11 protein-coding genes are annotated in these 14,377 nt (G+C 68.7%); 8 read left to right on the forward strand and 3 right to left on the reverse strand.

Features of this window, described 5'->3' with window-relative positions; translation table 11 throughout:
* Window positions 1-9 precede the first annotated feature (9 nt).
* On the forward strand, window positions 10-1,554 hold the full coding sequence (gene hutH / locus ACSMXV_RS26215; protein WP_473179071.1) for a histidine ammonia-lyase: 1,545 nt from the start codon (window positions 10-12) through the stop codon (window positions 1,552-1,554).
* A 93-nt stretch (window positions 1,555-1,647) separates the two neighbouring features.
* Here hutH and ACSMXV_RS26220 read toward each other — a convergent pair whose 3' ends face one another.
* The gene (locus tag ACSMXV_RS26220) at window positions 1,648-1,971 is read right to left on the reverse strand and encodes an LPXTG cell wall anchor domain-containing protein (protein WP_473179072.1); all 324 of its coding nucleotides are present in this window, start codon (window positions 1,969-1,971) and stop codon (window positions 1,648-1,650) included.
* A gap of 141 nt (window positions 1,972-2,112) precedes the next feature.
* Between ACSMXV_RS26220 and ACSMXV_RS26225 the strand changes: the two genes are divergently transcribed.
* From ACSMXV_RS26225 to ACSMXV_RS26245, 5 genes are all read left to right on the forward strand, one after another.
* The gene (locus ACSMXV_RS26225) at window positions 2,113-2,490 is read left to right on the forward strand and encodes a hypothetical protein (protein WP_181659968.1); all 378 of its coding nucleotides are present in this window, start codon (window positions 2,113-2,115) and stop codon (window positions 2,488-2,490) included.
* A gap of 398 nt (window positions 2,491-2,888) precedes the next feature.
* The gene (locus ACSMXV_RS26230) at window positions 2,889-4,151 is read left to right on the forward strand and encodes a L,D-transpeptidase (protein ID WP_473173682.1); all 1,263 of its coding nucleotides are present in this window, start codon (window positions 2,889-2,891) and stop codon (window positions 4,149-4,151) included.
* 169 nt (window positions 4,152-4,320) lie between these two features.
* Window positions 4,321-5,820, forward strand: a complete 1,500-nt coding sequence (locus ACSMXV_RS26235) for an ABC transporter permease (protein WP_473173683.1) — start codon at window positions 4,321-4,323, stop codon at window positions 5,818-5,820.
* A gap of 131 nt (window positions 5,821-5,951) precedes the next feature.
* Complete coding sequence (locus ACSMXV_RS26240; RefSeq protein WP_473173684.1) at window positions 5,952-6,629, forward strand: ABC transporter ATP-binding protein; 678 nt, start codon at window positions 5,952-5,954, stop codon at window positions 6,627-6,629.
* Between the two features lie 244 nt (window positions 6,630-6,873).
* Complete coding sequence (locus tag ACSMXV_RS26245; protein ID WP_473173685.1) at window positions 6,874-10,206, forward strand: S8 family serine peptidase; 3,333 nt, start codon at window positions 6,874-6,876, stop codon at window positions 10,204-10,206.
* A gap of 72 nt (window positions 10,207-10,278) precedes the next feature.
* Here the strand turns inward: ACSMXV_RS26245 and ACSMXV_RS26250 are convergent, their stop codons facing one another.
* Window positions 10,279-11,262 carry a helix-turn-helix domain-containing protein gene (locus ACSMXV_RS26250; RefSeq protein ID WP_473173686.1) on the reverse strand — a complete coding sequence of 328 codons (984 nt, stop codon included), beginning with the start codon at window positions 11,260-11,262 and terminating at the stop codon, window positions 10,279-10,281.
* A gap of 182 nt (window positions 11,263-11,444) precedes the next feature.
* On the opposite strand from ACSMXV_RS26250, the gene ACSMXV_RS26255 reads away from it, so the two are divergent.
* Together ACSMXV_RS26255 and ACSMXV_RS26260 are read left to right on the forward strand one after the other, a co-directional pair.
* Window positions 11,445-12,494, forward strand: a complete 1,050-nt coding sequence (locus ACSMXV_RS26255) for an NAD(P)-dependent alcohol dehydrogenase (protein ID WP_473173687.1) — start codon at window positions 11,445-11,447, stop codon at window positions 12,492-12,494.
* 200 nt (window positions 12,495-12,694) lie between these two features.
* Window positions 12,695-13,084 carry a VOC family protein gene (locus ACSMXV_RS26260; protein WP_473173688.1) on the forward strand — a complete coding sequence of 130 codons (390 nt, stop codon included), beginning with the start codon at window positions 12,695-12,697 and terminating at the stop codon, window positions 13,082-13,084.
* A 994-nt stretch (window positions 13,085-14,078) separates the two neighbouring features.
* Here ACSMXV_RS26260 and ACSMXV_RS26265 read toward each other — a convergent pair.
* Window positions 14,079-14,366 carry a hypothetical protein gene (locus tag ACSMXV_RS26265; protein WP_473173689.1) on the reverse strand — a complete coding sequence of 96 codons (288 nt, stop codon included), beginning with the start codon at window positions 14,364-14,366 and terminating at the stop codon, window positions 14,079-14,081.
* Between the last annotated feature and the right edge of the window lie 11 nt (window positions 14,367-14,377).

Consider the following 14,377-nt stretch of genomic DNA (forward strand, 5'->3'; position numbering starts at 1 on the left):
AATATGGATATGCACACTGTGGTGGTGGGGACCGCCGGGCTCACCGCGGCCGACGTCGTCGCCGTGGCCCGGGGGAACGCCAGGGTCGAGTTGTCGGAGGAGGCGCTGCGCGCCCTGGCAGCGGCGCGCGAGATCGTGGACGCGCTGGCCGCGAAGCCGGAACCGGTGTACGGGGTCTCGACGGGGTTCGGCGCCCTGGCGACCCGGCACATCGGCCACGACCTGCGGACCCAGCTGCAGCGCAACATCGTCCGCTCGCACGCCGCCGGGATGGGCCCGCGCGTGGAGCGCGAGGTCGTCCGGGCGCTGATGTTCCTGCGCCTGAAGACGGTGTGCTCCGGCCGCACGGGCGTACGGCCGGAGGTCGCGCAGACCATGGCGGACGTCCTGAACGCCGGGATCACCCCGGTCGTCCACGAGTACGGCTCCCTCGGCTGCTCCGGCGACCTGGCTCCTCTCTCGCACTGTGCGCTGACGCTGATGGGCGAGGGTGAGGCGGAGGGCCCGAGCGGGACCGTCAGGCCCGCCGGCGAGCTCCTCGCCGAACACGGCATCACCCCCGTCGAGCTGCACGAGAAGGAGGGCCTGGCCCTCCTCAACGGCACCGACGGCATGCTCGGCATGCTGATCATGGCGCTGGCGGATCTCGAAGCGCTCTACAAGTCCGCGGACATCACGGCAGCCCTGTCACTGGAGGCGCTGCTGGGCACGGACAAGGTCCTCGCGCCCGAGCTGCACGCGATCCGCCCGCACCCGGGACAGGCCGCGTCGGCCGCCAACATGCTTGCGGTCCTGAAGGGTTCGGGCCTGACGGGCCACCATCAGGACGACGCGCCGCGCGTCCAGGACGCGTACTCCGTGCGCTGCGCCCCCCAGGTCGCGGGCGCCGGACGAGACACGATCGCGCACGCGCGCGTGGTGGCCGAACGCGAGCTGGCGTCCGCCGTCGACAACCCGGTGGTCCTGCCCGACGGCCGCGTCGAGTCGAACGGCAACTTCCACGGTGCCCCGGTCGCGTACGTCCTGGACTTCCTCGCCATCGCGGCCGCGGACCTCGGCTCGATCGCCGAACGCCGCACCGACCGCCTGCTGGACAAGAACCGCTCGCACGGACTGCCGCCGTTCCTCGCGGACGACGCGGGCGTCGACTCGGGCCTCATGATCGCCCAGTACACACAGGCCGCTCTGGTCAGCGAGTTGAAGCGGCTGGCGGTCCCGGCGTCCGCCGACTCCATCCCGTCCTCCGCGATGCAGGAGGACCACGTCTCCATGGGCTGGTCGGCCGCCCGCAAGCTCCGTACGGCCGTCGACAACCTCACCCGTATCGTCGCGATCGAGCTCTACGCCGCCACGCGCGCGATCGAACTCCGCGAGGGCGAGGGCCTCACCCCGGCCCCGGCATCCCGCGCCGCGATCAACGCGGCCCGCGCGGCGGGCGTCGGCGGGCCGGGCCCGGACCGCTTCCTCGCCCCCGACCTGGCGGCCGCGGACGCCTTCGTGCGCGGTGGCCACCTGGTCGCGGCGGTGGAGCCGGTGACGGGCCCCCTGGCGTGAGCATCGCCTTGTGACGCATGGAGAGGGGCCGCCGTCTCGACGGCGGCCCCTCTCCACGAGGTCGACAGGAGCTCAACGAGCAGGAAAGAGGCCCTAGTAGGCCTCCAACTGCCCCCGCCGTACCGAGTACGCCACGAACCCGGCCCCGAGGCCCAGGAACAGCGTGCCGCCGATGACGTACGGCGTCGTGTTGACGCTGCCCGTGTCGGCCAGGCGTGCGCCGTCGTCGGCTTCTTCGGGGGCCGCCGTGTCGACCGAGGTGCCGGATGAGCCGATGGACCCGGCTCTCTCTCCCGTGATCGTCGACGTCGACGTCTCACGCTCCTGCACGGCCGCCGCCCTGTCGGCCGTCGCGTTCGCGGACGGGACGAACCACAGGGCACCCAGAAGGGTTCCTGCGGCGGTGGCGGTGAGCAGCGATCGGCGTGCGGCGGACACGGTATCGATCCCCCTTGTGGCGCTGGCGAATTGGCCGTGTGCGGCGATGTTAGTGAAAGGGGCGGGTCACAGGAAAGTCACGGGGGAGTTGAGCGGTGTCGGGGTCGTACGATCCGGGCTATGAGCACCCCTGAGACATCCCGCTATGTGCGGCTCCGAGTGGAACTGGTCCTCGAGATCGAGGACTCCGGTGCGGTCACCGGCGCCGCACTCCAGCGCATCGCCGAGGACGACGACATGCCGGCGGACGAGCGGGCCCACGCCGAGTTCGCCGTCCAGGAGGACGCCGCCGAGGCCCTCGCGTATCTCGTGGACCCGTTCGACCTGGTCAGTGAGGTGCCCGGAGTGGATCTCGCACAGGCCTCGTGGAGCAGCGAGCACGTCGACTACGACCCGGAATCGCCCGACTGGGACCTCGGTGAGGAGGACGACGAGGACGACAAGGACGACGAGGGTGAGTACTACGAGGACGACGAGGACGCCCCTAGCGTCCGGTGATCGTCCCTTTCCCTGAGTGACCGGTGAATGACCGGTGAGCGAACAGTAGAAGACCGGCGGGCGGCCGGCAGGGGACCGGCAGAAGAGCAGCAGAAACGCGGGAAAGGTGGCGCAGCCCACACCCCGGACGGCAACCGCCGTCCGGGGTTTCTTCGTCTCCCACGGCGCTGCTACAACAGCAGTGACAATCGCAACAACCGCAGCGATCCACCCGACCGGATCGTCACGACTGCACTGTCGGCAGCCCAGGCACCGTCAGTCCCGGAAGATCCCACAGCGGAGTGGCGTATCCCACATCTTCGCCGGTCGCGGAACGGCACGAACCGGACAGTACGTTGAGAAGGTCTGCGGATAATTTCCTGAGGTTCGGGGATTCGGCAACGATGGAGAAGCGTGTGATGACGGACGGTAGGCGGCGCAGGGGTCTCACGACCGTGGCCGCCGTGCTCGGCGGTGTGCTGATGCTCTCGGCGTGCAGCGGCAGTGACAGCAGCGCCGCTGACGACAGCAGCACGCCCGGCGGCAGCAGCAGCTCGCAGGCCAAGGTCGACGAGGCAGCCGCGAAGAAGACCTCCGAGGCCCAGATCAAGATCACGCCCAAGGACGGTTCCGACAACGCCTCCATCAACAACGGCACCGCGGTCACGGTGAGCAAGGGCACGCTCACCAACGTGACCATGACGAGCGCCAACGGCACCGCCGTCGCGGGCCAGATATCCGCCGACAAGAAGAGCTGGAAGCCCACCACCCAGCTGGCGCGGGCCACGACGTACAAGATCGCGGCTGCCGCCAAGGACGCAGACGGCCGCGCCGCGCACGAGAACGCTTCGTTCACCACCGTCTCGGCCGCCAACAGCTTCATCGGCTACTTCACGCCCGACGCGGGGTCCACCGTCGGCGTCGGCATGCCGGTGTCGATCAATTTCGACAAGGCGATCGCCAACAAGGCCGCCGTCCAGAAGGGCATCACGGTCAGCTCCAGCAGCGGCCAGGAGGTCGTCGGCCACTGGTTCAGCCCCAACCGCCTGGACTTCCGCCCCGAGAGCTACTGGCAGGCCGGCTCCACCGTGACCCTCAAGCTGAACCTCGACGGCGTCGAGGGTGCCGGCGGTGTCTACGGCGTCCAGCAGAAGACGGTCACCTTCAAGATCGGCCGCAACCAGGTCTCCGTCGTCGACGCCGAGTCCAAGACCATGAAGGTCACCCGGGACGGCAAGACGATCAAGACCATCCCGATCTCGGCCGGTTCGCCCGAGAACAAGACGTACGAAGGCCAGATGGTGATCTCCGAGAAGTTCGAGGAGACCCGGATGAACGGCGCGACCGTCGGCTTCAAGGACGACGACGGCAAGGGCGAGTACGACATCAAGGACGTGCCGCACGCCATGCGTCTGTCGACCTCAGGCACGTTCATCCACGGCAACTACTGGGGTGCCAAGTCCATCTTCGGGAGCGTCAACACCAGCCACGGCTGCGTGGGCCTGCAGGACGCCAAGGGCGCGAAGGACCCGAACATGCCGGGTGCCTGGTTCTACAACAACTCGATCGTCGGTGACGTCGTGGTCGTCCAGAACACCGGCGACGACACCATCGCCCCGGACAACGGCCTCAACGGCTGGAACATGAGCTGGGCCCAGTGGAAGGCCGGCTCCGCGGTCTGATCCCGAGCCGTTCCGGCTCCTCTGCTCCACGTACGCCGATGGCCCGCACCCCCGCCGGGGGCGCGGGCCATCGGCGTTCCCAGCAGTCTCAGCGGCCTCATATCCGTTCTCATGCTTCTCTTATCGCGGCCTTATCCGGTCATCACGGTGTGCCCCTAGCTTTCGCGGCATGTTCTTCACCTACCTGAGGCGCGAACTGCGCCGCCGCAGAAAGGCGGCGCTCGTCGTCGCCTCCGGGCTCGCACTGGGCATCGCACTTGTCATCGTGGTCAGCTCCGTGTCGTCCGGTATGAAGCAGGCGCAGGGCAAGGTCCTCGAGTCGCTGTACGGCCTCGGGACCGACATGACCGTCACGAAGGCCGCCACACCGCCGGAGGAGGGCGACGACAGCGGCAACGGGCGCCCGCGCTTCCGGTTCGACGCGAGCGACAGCGACTCCGACGAGGAGCAGAGCAGCGACCGCGTCATGGTCCAGGGCTTCCAGACCCTGTCGTCGAAGACCGTCGCCAACGTGGCCGAGCAGGACGGGGTCTCCCAGGCCGTCGGCGGACTCAGCCTCAATGTCGTGAAGGTCGACGGCCAGTTCCAGCGCGGCGAGATCCAGCAGAACCAGAACAGCGGAAGCAGCGGCCAGCAGGGCGGCCCCGAGGGCGGCCAGGGCGGCGGCAACGGGCAGCCGCAGGGCGAAGTCCGGGGCGGTGGCGCCGACTTCGAGGTCAACAGCTACACCCTCTACGGCACCGACGTCACCAACCTCGATCTCGGCCCGCTGACCTCCTCCAAGATCACCAAGGGCCGTACGTTCAAGAGCTCCGAGACCAACGCCAAGGTCGCGGTCGCCGACAGCTCGTACGCCAAGGAGAAGGAACTCGCCCTCGGCGACACCGTCACGATCTCCGGCACCAAGTTCGAGATCGTCGGCATCGCGACGCCGGACAGCGGCGACGCGGCCGCCAACCTCTACATCCCCCTCAAGCAGGCGCAGACCCTGGCCGACTCCAAGGACAAGGTCACCACGGTCTACGTCAAGGCGACCGACTCGCAGCAGATCGACGCCGTCAAGAGCACCATCCAGAAGAACATCTCCGGTACGACCGTGACCACCTCGGCCGACCTCGCCGACACCGTCTCCGGATCGCTGTCCACCGCCTCCAACCTCGCATCGAACGTGGGCAAGTGGCTGTCCATCGCGGTGCTCGTGGCCGCGTTCCTGGTCGCCGGCCTGCTCACCATGTCGGCCGTCTCCCGCCGCGTACGCGAGTTCGGCACCCTCAAGGCGCTGGGCTGGAAGTCCGGGCGCGTCACCCGCCAGGTCGTCGGTGAGGCCGTCGTCAACGGGCTCCTCGGCGGTGTCCTCGGTATCGCCGTGGGCCTCGCGGGCGCGTACGCCGTCACCGCGGTCAGCCCCACCCTCCAGGCCCAGCTCGGCTCCACCGGCGGCGGTGGCGGCATGGGCGGCGGTCCCGGCGGCATGGGTGGTGGAATGGCCGGTCCTGGCCAGCAGGCCTCGTCCAAGGCGCTCGAGGTCGCGCTGACCGCGCCCATCAGCCTCAGCACCGTCGGCCTCGCCGTCGGTCTCGCCGTCGCCGGCGGACTCATCGCGGGCGCCTTCGGCGGCTGGCGCGCCTCCCGGCTGCGGCCCGCGGACGCGCTGAGCCGCGTCGAGTAAGCCGTCGAGCAGGCCGAGCGGACGGCCCGTACAGGCCCGACGGCCGGCCACCCCGGGCGGTCCGCGGCCGACGTGGCCGCATCCGCGTCCCAGCGCGTACCCCCTCACTTCTCGCAGGAGTTGCACCCACCATGTATGAGCTCAGAGGCGTCACCAAGCAGTACCGCCGGGGCAAGGAAACGGTCCATGCGCTCGCCGGCGTCGACCTGACGATCCCGGACGGCGACCGGCTCGTCATCCAGGGCCCGACCGGAGGCGGCAAGTCGACGCTCCTCCAGATGCTCGGCGGACTCGACCGGCCCACCTCGGGCAGCGTCGAGCTCGACGGCACCGACCTGGCCAAGCTGTCCGAGGCCAAGCTGACGAAGGTGCGGTCCGAGTCCATCGGCTTCGTCTTCCAGAGCTTCAACCTCATCCCGACGCTGAACGCCCAGGAGAACGTCGAGACGGCGCTCGTACCCCTCGGCTTCAAGGCCGCGGAGCGGCGCGAGCGGGCCGCCGAGGCGCTGAAGTCGGTGGGCCTCGGCGAACGCCTGACCCATCTGCCGTCCGAGATGTCCGGCGGCCAGCAGCAGCGCGTGGCCATCGCCCGGGCCCTGGTCAAGCAGCCGAAGGTGCTGCTCGCCGACGAACCCACCGGAAACCTCGACGAGTCCATGCGCGACGAGATCATGGACGTACTGGAGACCATGTGGAAGGAGCACGGGCTGACCTTCATCATGGTCACCCACGACTCCGCCCTCGCGAAGAAGGCGCCGCGCGTGGCGACGATCCGCAAGGGAACGATCACGGTGACCGAAAGGGCATGAGGTCTCGACGGAGGTGTCGCCTCAACGGCGCCTCGATGGACGGAAGTCTTACGAAAATGGCTTGATCGCGGCCAACCAACCCTTGGCCAACCTTTCACATACGCATCACTGTTGAGCAGTAGTTCGCCCCCCGGCATACTCCGTATTCCGGGGGGCGTGCGTGCATACGTGCGGGACTACCCCCGGCCGGATGAACCAGGTTCATCCGGCACTTTCATCTCCAGGGGGAGACTTGCGCAGACAAGTGAAGAGAGCGTGCGCAACCACCGTCGCCGCGGCAGCCGCCGTGGCGCTGGCGGCGGGCATGACCAACCCGGCGTCCGCGAACGGTGAGAACAGCAGCACGTCCCGGGCCTCGGGGGCGGACCTCGGGCCCAAGCACCACATCACGCTGATCACCGGTGACCGCGTCCTCGTCGACGCGAAGGGCCGCGTCGCCGGGCTCGAACGGGCCAAGGGCCGCGAGCACATACCCGTACAGAAGCGGACGGCGAACGGGCACACGTACGTGGTGCCGTTCGACGCGCAGCGCCTGATCGCCGCCGGCAAGCTCGACCAGCGGCTGTTCGACGTCACCGAGCTGAACAAGGCCGCCAACCGCAAGGCCCAGAAGAAGGGCCTCAAGCTGATCGTCGGCTACAAGGGGGCCTCGGCCGGCGCCGCCAAGGCCGAGGTGCGCGACGCGGGCGACACCCAGGTCCGCAGGACCCTCAAGACGCTGAACGCCGACGCGGTCACGACGCCCAAGGGCGACGCCTCGGAGCTGTGGGACGCGGTCACCCGCGAGCAGGGCAACGGCTCCGTCACCACCACCGCCGGTGTCGGCACCATCTGGCTGGACGGTGTCCGCAAGGCCAGCCTCGACAAGAGCGTCCCGCAGATCGGTGCGCCCAAGGCGTGGGCGGCCGGTTACGACGGCAAGGGTGTGAAGATCGCCGTCCTGGACACCGGTATCGACGCGACCCACCCGGACCTCAAGGACCAGGTGATCGCCGAGAAGAACTTCTCCACCTCGGCCGACGCCCTGGACCGCTTCGGGCACGGCACGCACGTCGCGTCCATCGCGGCCGGTACGGGCGCCAAGTCCGGCGGGACGTACAAGGGCGTCGCCCCGGGTGCCAAGCTGCTCAACGGCAAGGTGCTCGGTGACGACGGCTCCGGCGAGGACTCCGGCATCCTCGCGGGCATGGAGTGGGCCGCCGAGCAGGGCGCGCAGGTCGTCAACCTCAGCCTGGGCGGCCCCGACACCCCCGCGATCGACCCGCTCGAGGCCGAGATCAACAAGCTGTCGGCCGAGAAGGGCATCCTGTTCGCCGTCGCGGCGGGCAACTCCGGCCCCAACTCGCTCGGTTCGCCGGGCAGTGCGGACGCCGCGCTCACCGTCGGCGCGGTCGACGACGGCGACAAGCTGGCCGACTTCTCGAGCACCGGTCCGCGGGTGGGCGACGGTGCGATCAAGCCGGATGTCACCGCGCCCGGTGTCGACATCACCGCGGCCGCGGCGCCGGGCAGCGTCATCGACCAGGAGGTCGGCCAGAAGCCCGAGGGCTACCTGACCATCTCCGGTACGTCGATGGCGACCCCGCACGTCGCCGGCGCCGCCGCGATCCTCAAGCAGCAGCACCCGGACTGGACGTACGCCGAGCTGAAGGGCGCCCTGGCCGCCTCCACGAAGGGCGGCAAGTACACGCCGTTCCAGCAGGGTTCGGGACGCATCCAGATCGACAAGGCCATCAACCAGAGCGTCATCGCCGACCCGGTGTCGGTGAGCTTCGGTGTGCAACAGTGGCCGCACACCGACGACACCCCGGTCACCAAGCAGGTCACCTACCGAAACCTGGGCACCAAGGACGTCACCCTCGACCTGACGGCGACGGCCACCAACCCCAAGGGCGCGGCGGCTCCGGCCGGTTTCTTCACGCTCGGCGCGAAGCAGGTCACGGTTCCCGCGGGCGGCAAGGCCTCGGTCGACCTGACGGTCAACAGCAAGCTGGGCGGCACCACCGACGGCACGTACTCCGCGTACGTCGTGGCGACCGGCGGCGGCCAGTCCGTACGCACGGCCGCGGCCGTGGAGCGCGAAGTCGAGTCGTACGACGTGACGCTCAGCCACATCGGCCGTGACGGGAAGCCCTCCGAGTGGTACTCCACCGACCTGATCGGCGTCTCCGGTAACGTCAAGGAGACCTGGTTCTCGCCGTACGAGGCGGACGGCACGGTCACGGTCCGCGTCCCCAAGGGCGGCTACGTCCTGAACTCGGGGATCCTCGTCGACCCGGACGAGTACAAGGGCGCCGACTGGCTGGCCCAGCCGAAGCTGAGCGTCACCAAGGACACCACCATCACCCTCGACGCGCGGACCGCCAAGCCGGTGGACATCACCGTGCCGGACGCGGCCGCCACGTCGCAGTTCGCGTCGCCGGACTTCACCGTCGACACGGACGAGGGCAGCTACTCGTTCGGCTGGTGGCTCGACTCGTACGACGACTTCCGCACCCGCGGCCTCGGTCCGCAGGTCACCGACGGCTCGCTGTACCAGCAGTGGGACGGTCACTGGACCAAGGGCGACGACGCCCAGTACGACACCACGGCCGGCACCCGCGTGAAGCAGCTCGCCACCGGTTACACCAAGCACTACAAGGCGAGTGAACTGGCCACCGTGAAGATCGGCCTCGGCGCCTCGGCGAAGGGCAAGAAGGGCGCGGTCACCGCGTGGTCCTTCCTGCCCGGCAGCTTCGGCGGCTCGGCGATCTCCTTCCCGCAGCAGCTGCCCAGCACACGGACGCTGTACCTGTCCACGGCGAACAAGGTCCAGTGGACCTTCGAGGTCGAGCAGTACGGCGGCACGGACGAGGACGGCTGGCCGATCACGGAGGCGGGCTACACGCTCGGCACCCCGCAGACCTTCAAGGGGGGTACGGCCTACACGAAGACGTTCAACACGGGCGTCTTCGGGCCGCGGCTGAGCGCGAGCTACGGGGTCTTCCGGGACGGCAACACCATCGCGGGCTACCTGCCGATGTACGCCGACGGCAAGAACCACGCGGGCTACTCGCAGTACCTGTCGGTGAAGACGACGCTGTACCGCAACGGCACCAAGATCGCCGAGAAGGAGGACCCGCTGGACGGCTCCGGCGAGTTCAAGGTGCCGTCGGCGGACGCCGCGTACAAGCTGACCACGTCCATCAAGCGCAGCGTCAAGGTCGGCACGGCCTCCACCCGCGTCGACACCAGCTGGAGCTTCCGCTCCAAGAAGACCACCGACATGAAGCAACTGCCGCTCTCCACGGCACGCTTCGGCCCGGTGCTCGGCCTGGACAGCACGGCCCCCGCCGGCAAGACCCAGTCCGTCCCGGTCACCGTTCAGGGCGCCGCCAAGGGCAGCAACCTGAAGTCGCTGTCGGTGTACGTGTCGTACGACTACGGCAAGACCTGGAAGAAGCTGACCGTGAAGAACGGCAAGGTCTCCGTGAAGAACCCGGCGAAGGGCAAGGGCATCTCCTTCCACGCCAAGATCACGGACAAGAAGGGCAACAAGTCGACGGTGTCGATCTACAACGCGTACTACGGCAAGTAGTCCGTACGACGCTGAGCAGGTCCTGAGTGGAAGGCCCGCCGGAGGTGCAGCCCCCGGCGGGCCTTTCCTGCGTCACTGCGGCAGGCGCCCCGCCGAACTCGCGTCGACGCCCCAACTGGCCAGCAACCGCAGGGCCTCCGCGGAGGGAGACCCCGGCTCCGCGTGGTACACGACGACCGACTGCTCATGGTCGTCGGGAAGCCTGAACGTCTCGTAGGAGAGGGTCAGTTCCCCGACGAGCGGATGCCGCATCCGCTTCACCCCGTGGTTCTTCTCCTTCACGTCGTGCGCCGCCCACAGCCGCCGGAACTCCTCGCTCTTCACCGACAGCTCGCCGACCAGCGCCGACAGCAGCGGGTCGTCGGGATGGCACCCCGCGTCCATGCGCAGATAGCCGACAATATCGGCGGCCTTGGTGTCCCAGTCCACGAACAGGTCGCGGTAGGCGGGGGACAGGAACACCATCCGCGCCCAGTTCCGCTCCTGCGGCGGCAGCTCCGACCAGTCGCTGAACAGCGCCGCGGCCATCCGGTTCCAGGCGAGGACCTCGGACCGCCGCCCCACCACGTACGCGGGCACGCCGTCCAGCGTGTCGATGAGCTGCCGCAGTGCGAGCCGTACCTGCTGGGTCCGGGCGGACGGCTTCTTCTTGTGCTGCTTCGGCTTGGCGAGATGCGTCAGATGGGCGTGCTCGGCGTCGGTCAGGCGCAGGGCGCGCGCGATCGCGTCCAGGACCTCCGCCGACACGTTGCGGCCGTTTCCCTGTTCGAGCCGCGTGTAGTACGCGACGGAGACCCCGGCGAGCTGGGCCAGCTCCTCGCGGCGCAGCCCCGGCACCCGCCGGTGCCGCCCGAAGTCCGGCAGGCCGACGTCCTCCGGCTTCAGCCGGGCCCGGCGGGTGCGCAGAAACTCGCTGAGCTCGGCACGCCGGTCGAGCGGCTGCTCGAGGGCGGGGCCGGGCTCGGAGCCGGGCTCGATGGCGGGGCCGGTCTCGGGGGCGCGGCCGGACTCGGGGGCGGGGCCGACCGCGCCCGCCTCGCCAGGCTGTATGTCCATGCGTCCAGTATTCATGGTCGTACGCACAGGAACCTGACCCCGCCAGTAGTAGGACCGCTGGTCATAGGCAGAGCTGTGGTCTGGGCGGCCTCGGGGCATTCGGGCAGGATTGCCGTCGTGCCCGGACGAGAAGCCGGACAAGAAGGCAGCCGGGCACGGTACCCCCTCCGAGGAGACCCGGCATGACCACCCCTTCCGCCGTTTCCGCATACGCCGCGCCCGCGCCCAAGGCCCCGCTGGAGCGCACCACCATCGAGCGCCGTCCGGTCGGCGAGTTCGACGTCCTGATCGACATCAAGTTCGCCGGCATCTGTCACTCGGACATCCACCAGGTCCGCGAGGGCTGGGGCAAGGCGATCTTCCCGATGGTGCCCGGCCACGAGATCGCGGGCGTCGTCGCCGAGGTCGGCCCCGGCGTGACGAAGTTCAAGGTCGGCGACCGGGTCGGCGTCGGCTGCCTGGTCGACTCCTGCCGCGAGTGCGAGAACTGCAAGGCCGGACAGGAGCAGCACTGCACTGGCGGCGGCGTCGGCACGTACAACGCCATCGGCAAGGACGGCGAGCCCACCTACGGCGGCTACTCGCACAAGATCGTCGTCGACGAGAACTTCACCGTCCGCATCCCCGACGGCCTCTCCCTCGACGTGGCCGCGCCGCTGCTGTGCGCGGGCATCACCACGTACTCACCGCTCAAGCACTGGGGCGCGGCCCCTGGCAAGAAGGTCGCCGTGATCGGCCTTGGTGGCCTCGGCCACATGGCCGTCAAGATCGCGCACGCCCTGGGCGCCGAGGTCACCGTCCTCTCCCAGTCGCTGCGCAAGAAGGACGACGGCCTGAAGCTGGGCGCCGACCACTACTACGCGACCAGCGACGAGGCGACCTTCAAGGACCTGGCGGGCACCTTCGACCTGATCCTCTCCACGGTGTCGGCCCCGCTCGACTTCGGCGCGTACCTGAGCCTGCTGAAGACCGGCGGCGCCCTGGTGAACGTCGGCGCCCCCGAGGAGCCGATCGCGCTCAACCTCTTCTCGCTGATCGGCGGCAACAAGACGCTCGCCGGCTCGATGATCGGCGGCATTGCCGAGACCCAGGAGATGCTGGACTTCTGCGCCGAGCACGGCCTCGGCGCAGAGATCGAGCTGATCCGCGCCGACCAGATCAACGAGGCGTACGAGCGGGTGCTGGCGAGCGATGTGCGGTACCGCTTCGTGATCGACACGGCCACGATCTGAGCCGGGCCACGAGCTGAGCCATAGGCCGACAGGGCCTAGGGGGCGCCCTTGCCCGGGGGTGCCCCCTACGGCCTGGGGCCGAGGGCGAGCGGCGGACCGGAACTCGGCCGATCGACGGATGCCGCGCCCGGTGGCCGCTGCCTAGCGTGGGAGGTGCCGAAGGTGAAGGTCACCGCACGACACCCGGGGAGGCCTGCACGATGTCCGTAGAGCTGAACCACACCATCGTCGCCGCGCACGACAAGAAGGCGTCGGCGCAGTTCCTCGCCGACCTCCTGGGACTGGAGCCGAGCGCGCCGTTCGGCCCGTTCATCCCGGTCAGCACGCACAACGGCGTCACGCTGGACTACATGGAGACCGAGGGCGAGATCGTCCCGCAGCACTACGCGTTCCTGGTCTCCGAGGACGACTTCGACGCCATCTTCGCCCGCATCCGCGCCGCGGGACTCACGTACTGGGCGGACCCGTACCACCGCCGTGTCAGCGAGATCAACACGAACGACGGCGGCCGTGGCACGTACTTCGACGATCCCAACGGGCACAACATGGAGATACTGACGCGCCCGTACGGCAGCGGAAGCGCCGACTGACGCCGTACCGCCGTACCCCGACTGAGGCCGCCCGCGCCGACCTGACCGTGTCTCTGGTCGGTCCGCCCCACCGCGCTGCACCGGTCCGACCTGGGAAGTTGTGCGGGCGGGCTCAGGGATCAGGTATCAGGTGGAATTCGCCGTCGCCGGAAACGGACGGGAAAACGGAGTCCGAAACGGCTGACGCGTCATCCAATCCCGCAAATGATCTAGTCCCGCAATGATCCAGTCCCGCAATGGCCCCACCCCGCAACTGGTCCAATCCTGAACTGATCAATTCCGCAACCGAGGCGTTCCTGCAATCAGCGAGGCAGTCCCTCGATCCCGGAATCCTGTAATCCTGGCCGGAATCCCGGCATGTCCGTCCCCCTCGCGCCGTCATCGCGATTCTCGTGATCGCTCCAGTGATCCACGTATTCATGTGCGAACCGAGAATTAGTGGCCTTGAGGGCCTGCCCGGGAGTCGGGGCGGACGCCGCCGGACGGGTGGTGGGAGAGCCAGTCCGTATGAACCTCGCGCGAGCCAGTCGGCCCAGTTCGGGAGGCTGGAGGGCCGACCGCCAAGTGGAAGCCCGAATGGTGCGTTCGAGCAGGTCGAAGCGGCGACGGAAGCTTTCGAGCTGATGGAACTGGTTTCGAGGCGGCGGAAGTAAAGACAGCCCTTTCTGGCCCGTGGAATCGGCGTGATCCTTTTCGGGTCCGTCGAAGTTGTTTCGAGTGAGCGAACTCCAGGTGTAGATCGAAAAGCTCTGGCCCGGTACCACTCGTGACGCGTTCGGCGGATGTGGCGGTGATCCGGACGGGTGGCCTTTTCCCGGTGTCCCGGCTGGTCTGCCCGATTGCGGCGCAGGCGGACTCGATCTACCGTTCAAATGCCCCGAGAATCCGACGAATTACCCCGGGCTTGGGCGCTTGCCTCTGGTCGTATGCCCGTGGCCTTGCGCCCGTGCTCTTATGCCCGTGGTCTTTTTCTGCGTTGGATTTTCAATCACATTCATCCCGCGGAGGATTCATGTCCGTAATGACCGGTACTCAGCCCCTGCAGCAGCAGCAGTTCGGCCAGCAAATGGGCGGCCAGCAGCAGATCGCGCAGGCGGTTCAGCAGGCAGTCCAGCAGGCCTGTCAGCAGGCTGCGCAGCAGGTCGCGCAGCGAGTACAGCAGACGTTCCAGCAGATCCAGCAGATCCAGCAGCAGCTCCAGCAGCAGCCCGGCCTCGCCCAGCAGGCGCACCCGTACCTGGCGGTCGCGCTGCACCGCTCGCTGCACAGCGGCATCCGGCACGCCGTTGAGCA

Source organism: Streptomyces sp. DSM 42067 (genome assembly GCF_055792885.1).

Coding starts and splice junctions, on each gene's coding strand:
- hutH (WP_473179071.1), top strand. CDS start 10: ATGCACACTGTGGTGGTGGGGACCGCCGGGCTCACCGCGGCCGACGTC.
- ACSMXV_RS26225 (WP_181659968.1), top strand. CDS start 2,113: ATGAGCACCCCTGAGACATCCCGCTATGTGCGGCTCCGAGTGGAACTG.
- ACSMXV_RS26230 (WP_473173682.1), top strand. CDS start 2,889: ATGACGGACGGTAGGCGGCGCAGGGGTCTCACGACCGTGGCCGCCGTG.
- ACSMXV_RS26235 (WP_473173683.1), top strand. CDS start 4,321: ATGTTCTTCACCTACCTGAGGCGCGAACTGCGCCGCCGCAGAAAGGCG.
- ACSMXV_RS26240 (WP_473173684.1), top strand. CDS start 5,952: ATGTATGAGCTCAGAGGCGTCACCAAGCAGTACCGCCGGGGCAAGGAA.
- ACSMXV_RS26250 (WP_473173686.1), bottom strand. CDS start 11,262: ATGGACATACAGCCTGGCGAGGCGGGCGCGGTCGGCCCCGCCCCCGAG.
- ACSMXV_RS26255 (WP_473173687.1), top strand. CDS start 11,445: ATGACCACCCCTTCCGCCGTTTCCGCATACGCCGCGCCCGCGCCCAAG.
- ACSMXV_RS26260 (WP_473173688.1), top strand. CDS start 12,695: ATGTCCGTAGAGCTGAACCACACCATCGTCGCCGCGCACGACAAGAAG.